This window comes from Halocatena salina (assembly GCF_023115355.1).
In the GTDB taxonomy this organism is placed as follows: Archaea; Halobacteriota; Halobacteria; order Halobacteriales; family Haloarculaceae; genus Halocatena; species Halocatena salina.
On record NZ_CP096020.1, the window covers coordinates 518,890 to 532,509 of the forward strand.

The following is a 13,620-nucleotide window of genomic DNA, read 5'->3' on the forward strand; positions in this document are numbered from 1 at the left end:
CCGTTCGAGATACCCCTGATCACGAGTGAAGCGATCGATAGCCCAAAGGATAGAGAACGTTACTGAAATCGGACACCGAGATCGTGCATTCCTTCGTTGTTCATGGCGAGGTTGATCAACAGCGGCGTGACGCTTTCGACGAGCGCCGTCACCGCGAGCGGTCCCCCATCGAGCGCTCGTAGTCCATCGATCTCCTCGGCGAGCGATCGCACGAGCGCCGTGGCCTCGGGATCGTCACCGGTCACCACGGTATCGGTTCGAAGCTCGGTATCCAAATCGCTGAGCGCGCCAGCAGCGAGGTTCTGGAACGCACCGACAACCGGAACGTCGGGTGCAGCCCCAGCAACGGCTTGGGCGACGGAGCCATCCTCTGGTGGTGTCGCGTGGAATCCAGCCCCGTCGCGGTCCATACTCACAGCGGGACTAACGAGCACATCGTCGCTGGTGAGTCCGTTCGAGACCGTTTCGACGGTCGAGACGGCGTACTCCGGCGGAACGCTGAGAACGACCACGTCCGCGCGCTCCGTGGCTGTCTCGTTGTCCACCCCGATCACGTCGTGTTCGACACCGCGCTCGTCGAGCAGCGTTCGGTAGTCGTCCGCTCTGTGGGTCGCTTTCTCGGAATCACGGGAGCCGACGACAACGGTATGGTCCGTGTCCCGAGCCCAGCGCAACGCGAGTCCTTCACCGATATCACCTGTTCCGCCAAGGAGTGCGATCTCCATATTCTCCGTGAGAACCGCTTCCTCAAAGACATGTCCCTCCGGCGACTCGGATCCTCCACCACTGAGCCATCGCGCACTTCGCTCGGAACCCGATAGCCATCAATCACGTGCGGACGACGGCTATGGATCAACCGACGATAGGGGATCAGTGGGGCGTACGTCCGTGAAAAACCGTCCAGAACCATACGAGTCACGGGTATAAAACTCAGTCAGTCGTTGCGATGGCTTCGATCTCGATGGCCGCACCTTTCGGGACGTTCGCGACTTCGATGGCACTTCTGGCAGGCGGCTCCTCCTCGAAGAACGTGCTGTAGGCGTCGTTCATCTCCTCGAAATCCTCGATATCGTCGAGAAAAACGGTGACTTTGAGGACGTCAGTCATCTCCAGTCCCTCCTGCTCGAGAATCGCCGCGACGTTTGACAGTGATTGTTCGGTCTGGACAGCGACGGATTCGTCGTCGAGCAATTCCCCATCGGCGGTCATCGGCAGCTGTCCCGCAGTAAACAGAACGTTACCGTCCGTCGTTGCCTGACTGTACGCACCGACCGCGGTAGGTGCCGATTCCGTGCTGATCACGCGTTTCATACCCCGTTTATTCCAGGCAGAGTGATAAAACCCTTGTCGGTTTCTGTAGATGAGACATCTTCGACCGAAACAGGGCTAGTCGTCCCGTGATTGCCGAGTTTCGCGTTCATCGTATCAGTCGTTTCAGTCGGGCCGAGGGGTGATAGATCGCTAGACTGCGTCCCACTGTGGGATCACCTGTAGCTATCTCTCGTCTCGCATGCGATGAACGCCAAGGCTGCATGTCCGACCGATAGTGCTCGTTTACGACGAGAGTCCGAATCAAACACGTACGCCGACCATGCCTGCCAACACAAAAATAATCCGATAACTCGCTACCCCTCGCGGGGAACGAGTAACGGTAGCGTGACACTGCCTGTGATTTGTTGGTCCACAAACCGTAAATTCCCAACCAGCCGAATCGACGGGAGGAACACCAGAACCTCGGGAATCCCCGCCCTTGAGGCCGGGGGGTGTCACCTGTGCGCGTCGGTTCGAATAGTTACGTCCGAATCAACCAGCGACGGGGTAATGTGACGGAGGCGACAAACGACTAGTGTCAGAAATTAGGATTGTTCCGATTCGAACGCGTACCGAGCGTAACGGAGACGGTCTGACGCGTTCCATCACGGATCACGGTGATCTGGATGGTGTCACCGGGGGTGGTTTTAAGTGCGAGAAACGAAGCTAGTTCCTGACGGCTGTTGATCGGGGTGTCTTCGACACGGACGATAACGTCTTCTTGTTGGAGCACGTCAGCAGCGGAGCTTTGAACGCTTCTGATGACCACGCCCTGGGGTTGATCGAGACCGAGCTGTTGGGCAATCTCGGGGGTAACGGATTGCACCGTAACACCGAGGGCAGCGTGGTCATACGTACCGTTCTCGATAAGTGCCGGAACGACCCGTTCGATCAGGGCCGCAGAGATCGCAAACGCAAGGTTGTCGCCACCACCACTGGAGACGACGCCAACCACTTGTCCAGCGAGATCCATCAGTGGACCCCCCGAATTTCCCGGATTGACCGGCGCACTGGTTTGGATCGCATCGGGAATCGTGTAATCGTTCGGAGCCGGAATCAATCGGTCGACTCCGCTGACGAGACCGGCCGTCATGGACCCCTCGAGACCGAACGGGGTTCCAATGGCGACCACCTCGGTTCCGACCGGAGGTTGATCGCTACGCAACGAGAGGGGCGTCGGATAGTCGGGCAGTTGTTGCACTGTGACGACCGCAAGATCGCTGGATGGATCAACGCCGGTGATCGACGCCGACCGCCACTCGCCTTTCGAAAACCGCACGTGGACCTCGTTCATATCACTGACCACGTGTGCGTTCGTGATTATATGGCGATCTCGAAATAGAAATCCCGAGCCTTGCCCATCCTGACCGGCTGCATTCGTGACCGACAACTGTACGACCGAACTGATCGTGTCTCGATAAACGCGCGTATACTCCGTGTCAGTCGCCTCGGGGGTGGACGTCGGTTGATCAGAAGTGGGAGTCGGCGTCGATTCATTTGATGAATTTAAATTCAAACCTCCAAATACGTCTGAACAGCCCGCAAGACCAGTCATGGTTCCTGTGATCACACCGAGATACTGACGGCGCGACAGATGATCTTTCATTGGACATTATATAGTTCTCCATCCGAATAAACACCACGCGTGAATACCCCGACTCGTCGTGCAGACGCTCTTGGGGAACGATCGCTCACCTTGCAGGATCGGTACTTACTACGTTTGCACTGAGATCGCCGTGTTCGCAGAACGACGAAAAATAACGGCGGATACTGGGAACAACGACAGACTCATCGACCGAGTGCAGTGGACACTAACGCCCGTTCAGCCCGCCGGAGCAAACCAGAAGCGGCGCTTTCCGAACAGTCCAACGCGTCCGCAACTGCTTCAAGCGAAGCCGTCCGTGGAACGTCGTAGTAGCCCCGGTCGTGTGCGATCGTCACAGCTTCGAGTTGGCGGGGCGTGAGACGATCAGCGAGTGACCGGTCCGCGTGGCGATGTTCGCTCACACGGTCGACGGAGACGACGATTTCGTTTGGAAGGTGTTCGACGATCCGGCGCAGAACCGTGTCCTCGCCGAGCACGGTCAGCTGTACGATTCCGGTGTCGGTGTACACAATCGGAGGGACGATCACCGTTCCCGGTCGCTCGACTGCGGTCCACAGCGCGCGATCGGCCTCCCGTACAGCCATCTCCGCGTACACGTAAAACGTCTCGTGATCGATTGCCATGAACGAAGAACGGTGTACGACAGTGAGCCGTGTGACTGCCTCCGTGATGGCGGTACGGTCGCCTACGACGCGAGCGAGAACCCACATCCGATCGGAAGACTCCGAGATATGCCACGAAAGCAGTTCCTCACGAACGGCGACTTCTGACACCGCATCGGAAACGGACAGCTGCATCGATTCCGGAAGAGAAAGGGTGAGATCGATCGACTGCACAGTTACCGTTTTCACTTAAAGATGTTCACTGCTTCGGGACAACTCCGATCGTTGATCCACCCATCCGTTCGTGTGATGTCTGACATGAACACCAACGAGACGCTCGGTACGGAAACGTCTGGAGATAGCCTGTCGATTCCGCCGGGGCCGAACGGCCTTCCGCTGATCGGAAACACGATCAGCTTCCTGCATGGCGGACTCGATTTTGCCGACCGGCTCACCGAGCACGGTGACGTGGTCCGATACACTGCGCTCGGTGAGACGTTCGTCGTGGTGTCCGATCCACAGCTCATTGAATCGGTGTTGGTCTCGCGCAATGATGAGTTCTGGAAGGGAAGCTTCGAAGTCGAGTTAGGGAGGCTTCTCGCACCGAACGGACTGGTGTTCACCGAGGGCGAACAGTGGCAGACCCACCGATCTCTGCTTCAACCTGAGTTCACACCCGAGCGGCTCCGGTCTCACGAGGCATCGATCCGGGCGGTAGTCAGTGCTGCTGCCAGCGAGTGGAGTGCCGAAGAGACGATCGACCTCAGGACTGCGTGCTCAAAACTGACGCTATCAATCCTCGCAAACACCCTTTTTACGATCGATCTCACGACGGCACGCGGCGCGGTCGTTCGTGAGGCCGCGTCGGCGATCGCGGCACGAACAGATATTAGTCGTTTGACATACATCTGGCCGGAGTGGGCACCCCGGACGCCAACCCAACGACGCTTCGATCGTGCGATGGCCGACTTAGATGAGCTAATCGAGGAACTGATCTGCGAGCGCCGACAAACCGATACTGGCGACGATCTCCTTGGAGTGCTACTCTCGGCCGATGCGATGGACGAAGACACCGTGCGCGACCAGCTTGTGACGTTTCTGTTCGCTGGCCACGAGACGACCGCACTCGCCTTGACGTACGCACTGTGGCTTCTATCGGGACATCCAGCCGTCTCCGAACGAGTGCGAGCCGAACGGAAAACAGCGCCCGAAACCGTGATCAAAGAGACACTCCGCCTGTATCCACCCACCTATCTCATTTATCGAGAAACCCAGCACGACGTGGCGCTCGGTGGGTATCGGATCTCTCGCGGAACGACGCTCCAGCTTCCCGCGTACACGGTTCACCGGGATCCACGCTGGTGGAACGAACCGGACGCGTTCGTTCCTGATCGGTGGAACGAAACCACTGATCGACCCGAGTACGCGTATTTCCCATTCGGAGGCGGACCACGCCATTGCATCGGTATACGGTTTGCGATGACCGAACTGAACATTGCGCTCACAGAGTTGCTCCAGCGCCTCGAGTTCGAACGCATCACCGAATCACTCACACCATCACCGAACGCGCTACTCGAACCGGGGCAGGTGATGATGCGAGTCCACCAGCGAGCGGGGGATTCTCGACCCACGTGATAGAGAACGATTAGCCAGTTCACTGCGGTCGGAATCGCTAAGACTCCGCCGACTCCTGCATGAAACCGATATCGGTCGTGTCCTCAACCAAAACGTATCCGTATCGATTGACTACCAACGTTGATACTCGAAGACTGATTTGAGGATTCACACGAAAGTGATGAGATACTCCATGGTGATCCGTATACGTTGCAATGAACGAACCACCATTATATTCGCTGTATGTTACATACTCGTTACAATCATTTGTGAAAGAGAAAATCCGTTTCCCGATAGCAGCCTCTTCGACGGTCGGAATCGGTACATACTCTGTATGTTTGGTGAATACATCCGTTAGCTCTTTTCCACACATGGTACATCAATGTCATATACACGAGGATAGATAGTCATTTTGAAAAATATTTTTATTGTTATATTAATTTTTAAATAATAAGGCTATGGAGTGGTTTTAGATACTGTGTTAGAATCATATACAGTGTGAGAAGTTTATACTGTATTAACTGTGTTCTCGAGCTTGCCATCCACGATCATGACGTTTTGCTTAGCGGCGTCGATAGCATTACTGATCGGTCGTTACCGTTCATGAATGTTATTTGATTTATCAATATTTTGTTTGTCATGGCATCACTTTAAGCCTCTCGTTGCTAATCAGAGAGTATGCGAGGGATCCGAGTTGGATCGGTGTTCACCGTCCCGATCAGACTCAACTGGACCTTTTTGATTGTACTCCCCCTGTTCGCAGCGTTTATCGCGTGGGACATTGCTCAGCTGGTGGAACTGCTCAATCAGGTGTTTACCACGACGATCAATGCCCCGCAGTTGACTACTGGGTGGATGCCGTGGGCGTTGGGGTTTGCGTCGGCAGTGGGGCTATTCGTCGGTGTGTTATTACACGAGTTGGGACACTCTCTGGTCGCGATGCGGTATGGGTACGAGATTGAGTCAATCACGCTCTGGTTACTGGGCGGAGTAGCCAACTTCGTAGAGTTTCCCGAAGACTGGCGTCACGAGTTGTTGATCGCAGTGGCAGGACCGATCGTAAGTATCGGTATCGGCGTCGGATCGTATGCAGTGTTCGTCCTCCTTCCTGCTTCGTTAGAACCGATCCGGTTCGTCTTCGGCTATCTCGCGGTATTGAACGTGGTGTTAGCTGTTTTCAATCTTCTTCCCGGCTTCCCGATGGATGGAGGACGGATTCTCAGGGCACTCCTCGCTCGGAACCAGCCGCATGCACAAGCAACACAGCAAGCCGCCGAGGTCGGGAAGTTCTTCGCGTTCCTGTTAGGGATCGTTGGAGTGTTCACCAACTGGTTCCTCATTCTACTGGCGTTTTTCATCTACATCGCCGCCTCCGGAGAAGCACAGCAAACTTCAATCAAAGCCTCCTTCGAAGGCATCACCGTTCGTGACGTGATGACCCCCAAAGAGAATCTCAAAACGGTCTCTGCAGATACGAGTATCGCTGAACTCATGGATCGGATGTTCGAAGACGGGCACATCGGCTATCCTGTCGTCCAAAACGATGAACTCGTCGGTGTGATCACGTTAGATGATGCGGCAGACATTCGGGCCGTAGAGCAGGACGCCTACCGCGTGCGGGAAGTGATGTCATCGCCCGTCGAAACGATCGAACCCGGTGCTGACGCAATGGAAGCGTTCCAACGGATCCAAGAGCACGATGTCGGACGGCTTCCAGTGGTCGATACCGATGAACAACTCGTCGGTATCATCTCTCGAACGGATCTCCTCCGAGCGTTCAACGTTATTCAAACCGGTGGCCGTCCTCCGACGACCCGTCGGACGGATTCCGGAGGCGAGTTCACCTGAGTACACGCTCAAATTAGGAACGCACACCAGAGAACGGATCTGCGTTCCAAATCGATAGTCACCGAACTAGTTTTACTTAGTAATTGAATAGGATTATGTAGCTACAGATGACGGAAACTCACTACGAAGTCCTCGATGTCAGCCCGGATGCCACTGAGGAAGAGATCGAACGGGCATACCGGCAGAAGATGAACGAACACCATCCCGATCAAAGCGACGATCCGGACGGTCACGAGGCGGTTATGCAGATACGAGTAGCCAAAGAAACGCTGTTGGATCCACAAGCGCGACGCCGATACGATCGGACCCACGACATCCAGTCCGGTGCCGAAGACACAGCCGATGAGACGGACACTCGGATCGATCGAGACGTAACTAGACTGATAGCGGACGGTGTGGCCCAGTTGCGGACGGTTCCCGGACGAAGCAGGCACTGGATGGCCGCTCGTCGGCCGCACGCCATAGACGTTTCGGATGTGCTGTACTCACCCACCGTCGTCCGACTCGCCGTCACGGCCGTTTTCAGTCTCGTGGTGATGGAAGCGGTAGACACCTCAGTGGCGGCAGTCACCGAGTTCGGAGTCGTTTTGGCGATCCTCTGTACGAGTTACGTCGGATACGCTATCCTCTCTCCACTCCCATTCGAGAAGGCCCGACCTCGTTCGCAGTTCACTCCCACATCGATCACGATTTGGCCCGTGTTAGGGTGTTACGGTTGTGGACTCGGTCTTCTCTGGGTATCGATACTGATCGATCCATCTAGCAGTGGAATCGAGTACGCCATCATGACCGTCCTGTACGCCCTTATTATCTGCATTTGTGGTCTCATCATTAGCGTTCCGGGAGGAATACTGCTCGGGCGGATAATCCCTTTCTGGACCACCAGACCGTTCAGAGAAGTCCAAAGCGGCGTTGTACTCGGATTACTCGGTAGTGGGACCGTGCTGTTCACGACGATCGGAGGGAACAGTACGCTCTCTGCGTTCGTCGAAACAGTCGGATCGAACCTCGGAGCACCGTGGCTACCAACGTTTCGTGTCGGTCCGCTTCATCTCGGCAGTCTGTTGAATTTCAGTCTCGCGCTCGGATTGCTCTTCTCGCTCGCCAGCGGGGTCGTAGGTGCGCTGTGGGCGCTTACCACCGTTCCGTGGCAGGATCGATACGAGTACGGCTACCACGTTCGTCCCACCGTTTGGAACCTCCTCGTTATCACACCGTTAGTCACCATCGCGTGGATGTGGATTCGGGGGGTAAGCGTTCTGTCGATTCCAATCGGATCGACCACGATCGAACTATCACGCCCGGTCATCGGAGGAGGCGTTCTCGTCGTCCTCCCGCTGCTCGTGAGTATGTATCTCCTTCGACGACAGTTCGAGCGACTGCTCGACCACGAGTGACATCCGTCTCGATCGATTTCGACCTGCAACTGAACTGTTGAGGTAGTAGTTGTCAGATGGAGTCCTATCCTGAAGACGACTTTCTCTCTTTGAAGGGAATGGGACTATCGACGGTCGATATTCCGTCAAGAATATATAGCGTATATCTGTATCATATCTATGCCCGATCGAACAGCCACACCAGAGATGGACAGTCGAGTCCACACGCTAGAGATCGGTACTGAACGACCGATTCGCATCAGCTCCGGTCATCGCCTTCTCCATCACGATGGCAAGTGTAGCCGTCCACACGGTCACAACTACGCGATTTCAGTCGAGATCACGGGACTGCTTACGGACGGATGGGTGGTCGATAAAGGAGACGTTACGTCCGTGATCCAGAAGTGGGATCACCGCTTCTTACTCGAAGCAGGCGATCCCCTGATCGATGCGTTCGAACAGAGCGGGGACGGGGATGCTGTGGTCGTGCTCGATCATCCACCGACGGCAGAAGTGATGGCGGCGTATCTCGAAGCCCGCCTTTATGAGACACTACCGGACACTGTGAGGGACGTTTCGGTTCAGGTTCGTGAAACGTCTGAGCTGTGTGCCCGATCGATCGAGTAACCATGCCTGTCAACGATTCGATCACCTCCACCGATCAATCCGACAGCGAGACGCTACCGATCAACGAGCTGTTTTACTCCCTGCAAGGAGAGGGTCGGCTGGCCGGAACACCGAGCGTGTTCGTCCGAACCAGCGGTTGTAACCTCCGGTGTTGGTTCTGTGATTCTTATCATACGTCGTGGGAGCCGGTCCACGCCCAGCGGTCGCTCGATACGATCGTCTCGGAGATCCAATCCTATTCCGCGGCCGACCACGTCGTGCTGACCGGGGGAGAGCCACTCATCCACACCGAATCGATCACGCTGATGGAACGACTCGAGGAGTTGGGCTACCACATCACGGTCGAAACGAACGGCACGATCTATCGAGAGGCACCGATCGATCTTCTCAGCATCAGTCCGAAACTCTCATCGAGCACGCCGGTGTCGTCACGAGATCCAGCAGGCAACGGAGAGTGGGCCGATCGTCACGAAAAACAGCGCATCGACATCGACACGTTGGCGACGCTCCTCGACGCCTATGAGTTTCAGCTCAAATTCGTCGTGACCGATACTGACGATCTTCCTGAAATCGAGCGAATCATCGACCGAGTGCGACGTGTGACACGGACCACGGTTGCCGATACGGACGTGCTGTTGATGCCGGAAGGAACGACGCGCGAAACGATCGACGAACGACGGAATGAGGTGGCACAACTGGCGCTGGACAACGGATATCGGTACACGCCCCGACTCCACGTCGACCTCTGGAACGACGCCCCTGGAACATGAGTTCATCTGAACGACTACTGTACGACGGACGAACGACGTATCGTCTCCGAGCACGGAAAGCGGGAGTGATCGCCGATGAGTAACCGAGCTGTCGTGCTCGCCTCTGGAGGGATGGACAGCGCAACGGCTGCCGCAGTCGCACAGAAACAGGGATATGAGTTGTACATGCTCCACACCTCCTACGGACAACGAACCGAAGCGAAAGAACATGAATGTGCAACGGCTCAAGCCGAACGGTTCGGAGCGACGGACTTCCTGAAGCTGACAACGAATCATCTCTCGAAGATCGGCGCATCGAGTCTCACAGACGAGACACTGACCGTTTCGGAAGCCGATCTCGACAGCGAGGAGGTACCGGACTCGTATGTGCCCTTCCGAAACGCAAATCTCCTCTCGATGGCAGTCGCCTACGCCGAAGCGAACGACTGTGACGCAGTGTTTATCGGAGCGCACTCGGAGGATTTCTCGGGCTATCCGGACTGTCGCCCCGCGTTTTTCGAGTCGTTTCAACGCGTCGTCGACACTGGCACGAAAGACGGAACAGCGATCACCATCGAAGCACCGTTTTCCGACCAATCGAAAACGGATATCGCAGCCTACGGCGTCGAACACGGTGTTCCCTACGAACTGACGTGGAGCTGTTACCGAAGCGACGAACCGGCGTGTGGAACGTGTGATGCGTGCGCCTACCGACTCCAAGCGTTCCAGCGAATCGGGGTTCGAGATCCGATTCAGTACGAGCAACGGCCGGACTACACCTGATACGGGTCACAACCGAACGTCTATGCGTATGGCACTCTTACGCATGGATACTATGTCTGGGATCTCTGAACCAGCACCATCGATTACCGCCGATGCGGAGTGGGACCGGTTTTTTCTCGATGGTGAGCGCGAACCGGACGGCCGGGAATCGCTCGTGGTCGAGAATCCAGCGACCCGCGAACAGATTACGACGGTCCCAAAGGGTACGCCCCAGGATATCGACGATGCTTATGAGGCTGCTGTGGCAGTACAGACGGAATGGGCGACGCAGCCACCAGCGAAACGGGCAGCAGTGCTCTCCCGCGCGGTAAGTGTGCTCCGCGACCACGCGGGAGAGATCCTCGAACTGCTGACTGTCGAGACCGGTTCCAGCCGACGCAAAGGACAAAATGAGATCAAAGCCGCAAGCGCTGTCACCCAACAAGCGGCTGGCTTTCCAACCAGAGTGTCGGGAGATCACCGCGAATCGAACGTTGCTGGGAAGGAAAATATCGTCAAACGCGAGCCGGTCGGTGTCGTCGGAGTCATCTCGCCATGGAACTATCCGCTCCATCTCTCGATCCGAGCGGTTGCGCCAGCGCTGGCAGTCGGCAACGGTGTCGTACTCAAGCCCTCTTCGGAAACACCGATCACCGGTGGACTGCTTATCGCACGAATCTTCGAGACCGCCGGTCTGCCCGATGGCCTGTTGAACGTCATTCCCGGACGGGGATCAGAGATCGGTGACCGGATGGCGAGCCATCCAGACGCTGGTGTCATCGCATTTACTGGTTCGACGACGGTCGGGCGTCGGGTCGCAAAGCAGGCCGTCGACCATCTCGCGTATCCGGCGATGGAACTCGGTGGAAACGGCCCCCACGTCGTTCTCGAATCGGCCGACATCGAAGCGGCCGTCGATGCCGGTGTGTTCGGATCGTTCCTTCATCAAGGCCAACTCTGTATCTCCATCAACCGCCATCTCGTTCACGAATCACTCTATGATGAGTACGTCGAACGGCTCACTGCCCGAGCCGAGACCCTCCCAGTCGGTGATCCCGCCGTCGAGGAAACGGTCATCGGTCCGGTTATCAACGGGAGCCAACGGGATCAGATGCTCAACTACGTCGAACAGACAGTCGACGCTGGAGCCACGCTCAAAACGGGCGGTGCAGCCGTCTCGAATGCGATCATCGAGGAAACGACGCCAGCCGGACAGCTCTCAGATGACCACTCACTTGGCGATTCGAACGGATTGTTCGTCCTTCCGACGGTGCTATCAGATGCAACGAATTCGATGAGTGCAGCCTGCAACGAACATTTCGGTCCGATCGCACCAGTGATCCCGTTCGACGATGAGGATACTGCAATCGAATTGGCGAACGATACCGACTACGGTCTCGCTGCCTCAGTGTATGGAACTGTGAACCGTGCCGAACGGGTGGCCAACCAGATCGACGCTGGGATGGTCCACGTCAACGACCAGCCGATAAACGACGAGCCACACGTTCCGTTCGGCGGCTACAAGGGATCGGGCATCGGTCGGTTCAATGGTGAATACGTTCGTGAAGAGTTCACGCAACCGAAGTGGATCTCGATCCAACACAAACCCCGAGAGTACCCCTTCTAACAGAAACACTCTACACGAGGACCGAACACGATAGAAATAGAACACATGTCTTATACTATACTGAGTTGAAGTATAGGCGCATGACGATACAGTACAGTCAGCGTGAGAAATCCTATGAGCTTTATCGGAAGGGGAAACGCGAGGGAACGTGGGATCCTGATGAGTTCGATCTCGAACAGGACAAAGCCGATTGGGCGGAGTTCTCCACGGACGAACAACACCAGTTTCTGGCGTCGTGTTCGGCCTTTTACGACGGCGAAGAAGACGTTACACGGACGCTTGCGCCGTATATGATGGCACTGGACACCCTCGACGACGAGGAACTACCGTTCGATACGGTCCAAGAGGAGATGTTCCTCGCCCAGCAGTTGTACGAAGAGGCGAAGCACACCGATTTCTTCAGTCGATACTTCGAGGAAGTGTTCCAAACACAGGACGTTGAGCCCTATCGTGCTGGCGGTTACCAAACGCAAGGATACAGTACTGACGATCTCTACGGGACAGCCGAGGAACTTCTCACGGCGATCACTGGCGGGAGTCAGCAGGATCTCATCTACACACTCGGAGAAGCGTATCTCAACTACATGGGAATCGTCGAAGCCCAACTGGCACGAGGGGGATATCTGAGCTTCGATCAGATGATCGAAGTGAAGGCCGATCAGATGGACCGCACGGAACTACTGCCGGCGTTCCAGGCTGGCATCGGAAAGATCCGTCAAGACGAAACCCGACACATCGAAAACGGTCGTTGGGTGATGAAACAGTTGGCTCAGGCCGAACCGGCCATCGTTTCGGACGTGTACGAACCGCGCATCGAAACATACATTCAAAACCGTCTGGTGGTCGAACCGTCGACCACCGAACAACCGTTTGCAGGATACGATCAACAGAGTATCGGGAGAAAAACCAAACAATATTTGCAAGATACCGTCGATTACATCGGTATCGATCGATTCGACCGGGTCGCAGACATCGATGCTGCGATCCAGTCGATGGCTAGTACCGACTGATCGTTACGACAGTTTTCATCTCCTTTCGGCCCTCGGAACGTTACTACGCTTCAGACGGTGACGGAGGTGTGAACAGCTGAGACGGTGTACACAGTGTACAATGTATAACAGTTGGTGGGCAGTTAGCAACGTAGATACAGTTATAGCAGTGCTAACTGTACATACTGTTGGGATAGACCCCATCTGTAAGGATAGATGAAATGCGGTACAGTGTACCGTCTATACAGTAGTAAGAGTGGTCACGGTAGTCACATTCTGTACTGTTCATCCGGGAACTGATATCTACGACATCGATCGAACGAACAGTATAAAACGTGAGAACAGTAGATACAGTGTAAACATTTACATTTCGAACCAATTACGCAATGTGGAGACGGTATGGAATGTCTGTACTGTATTGTTGAGTTCGATGCCTCGGTATCCAAGACGGGACGATAGGGCCACCGTCAATACTGTGCCAACCGTTTATACGGTTTAAACTGTGTAGA

12 protein-coding genes are annotated in these 13,620 nt (G+C 55.6%); 8 read left to right on the forward strand and 4 right to left on the reverse strand.

Annotated features, from left to right (window positions below; translation table 11 throughout):
- Positions 1–59: 59 nt before the first annotated feature.
- From npdG to MW046_RS15180, 4 genes are all read right to left on the reverse strand, one after another.
- Positions 60–725 (reverse strand): NADPH-dependent F420 reductase, encoded by a 666-nt coding sequence (gene npdG / locus MW046_RS15165; protein WP_247995001.1) that lies wholly within the window; start codon positions 723–725, stop codon positions 60–62.
- A 205-nt stretch (positions 726–930) separates the two neighbouring features.
- Entirely contained in the window at positions 931–1,311 is a 381-nt protein-coding gene (locus MW046_RS15170) for a Rid family detoxifying hydrolase (protein ID WP_247995002.1), read from the reverse strand.
- Positions 1,312–1,849: 538 nt separating this feature from the next.
- The gene (locus MW046_RS15175; RefSeq protein WP_368411423.1) at positions 1,850–2,917 is read right to left on the reverse strand and encodes a S1C family serine protease; all 1,068 of its coding nucleotides are present in this window, start codon (positions 2,915–2,917) and stop codon (positions 1,850–1,852) included.
- 182 nt (positions 2,918–3,099) lie between these two features.
- On the reverse strand, positions 3,100–3,768 hold the full coding sequence (locus MW046_RS15180) for a helix-turn-helix domain-containing protein (protein WP_247995003.1): 669 nt from the start codon (positions 3,766–3,768) through the stop codon (positions 3,100–3,102).
- Between the two features lie 69 nt (positions 3,769–3,837).
- Here MW046_RS15180 and MW046_RS15185 point away from each other — a divergent pair, with 69 nt between their 5' ends.
- The 8 genes from MW046_RS15185 (at position 3,838) to MW046_RS15220 (ending at position 13,132) form a co-directional block, all read left to right on the forward strand.
- A complete protein-coding gene (locus MW046_RS15185) occupies positions 3,838–5,154 on the forward strand; it encodes a cytochrome P450 (RefSeq protein WP_247995004.1) in 1,317 nt (438 codons plus the stop codon).
- A 657-nt stretch (positions 5,155–5,811) separates the two neighbouring features.
- Positions 5,812–6,981 (forward strand): CBS domain-containing protein, encoded by a 1,170-nt coding sequence (locus MW046_RS15190; protein ID WP_247995005.1) that lies wholly within the window; start codon positions 5,812–5,814, stop codon positions 6,979–6,981.
- Positions 6,982–7,088: 107 nt separating this feature from the next.
- The gene (locus MW046_RS15195) at positions 7,089–8,378 is read left to right on the forward strand and encodes a J domain-containing protein (RefSeq protein WP_247995006.1); all 1,290 of its coding nucleotides are present in this window, start codon (positions 7,089–7,091) and stop codon (positions 8,376–8,378) included.
- Positions 8,379–8,537: 159 nt separating this feature from the next.
- A complete protein-coding gene (locus tag MW046_RS15200; RefSeq protein ID WP_247995007.1) occupies positions 8,538–8,984 on the forward strand; it encodes a 6-pyruvoyl trahydropterin synthase family protein in 447 nt (148 codons plus the stop codon).
- A gap of 2 nt (positions 8,985–8,986) precedes the next feature.
- The gene (locus MW046_RS15205; protein ID WP_247995008.1) at positions 8,987–9,754 is read left to right on the forward strand and encodes a 7-carboxy-7-deazaguanine synthase QueE; all 768 of its coding nucleotides are present in this window, start codon (positions 8,987–8,989) and stop codon (positions 9,752–9,754) included.
- A gap of 75 nt (positions 9,755–9,829) precedes the next feature.
- Positions 9,830–10,516, forward strand: a complete 687-nt coding sequence (queC, locus tag MW046_RS15210; RefSeq protein ID WP_247995009.1) for a 7-cyano-7-deazaguanine synthase QueC — start codon at positions 9,830–9,832, stop codon at positions 10,514–10,516.
- 52 nt (positions 10,517–10,568) lie between these two features.
- Positions 10,569–12,122 (forward strand): aldehyde dehydrogenase family protein, encoded by a 1,554-nt coding sequence (locus tag MW046_RS15215; RefSeq protein WP_247995010.1) that lies wholly within the window; start codon positions 10,569–10,571, stop codon positions 12,120–12,122.
- Between the two features lie 80 nt (positions 12,123–12,202).
- Entirely contained in the window at positions 12,203–13,132 is a 930-nt protein-coding gene (locus MW046_RS15220) for a ribonucleotide-diphosphate reductase subunit beta (protein ID WP_247995011.1), read from the forward strand.
- The last annotated feature ends 488 nt before the right edge of the window (positions 13,133–13,620 follow it).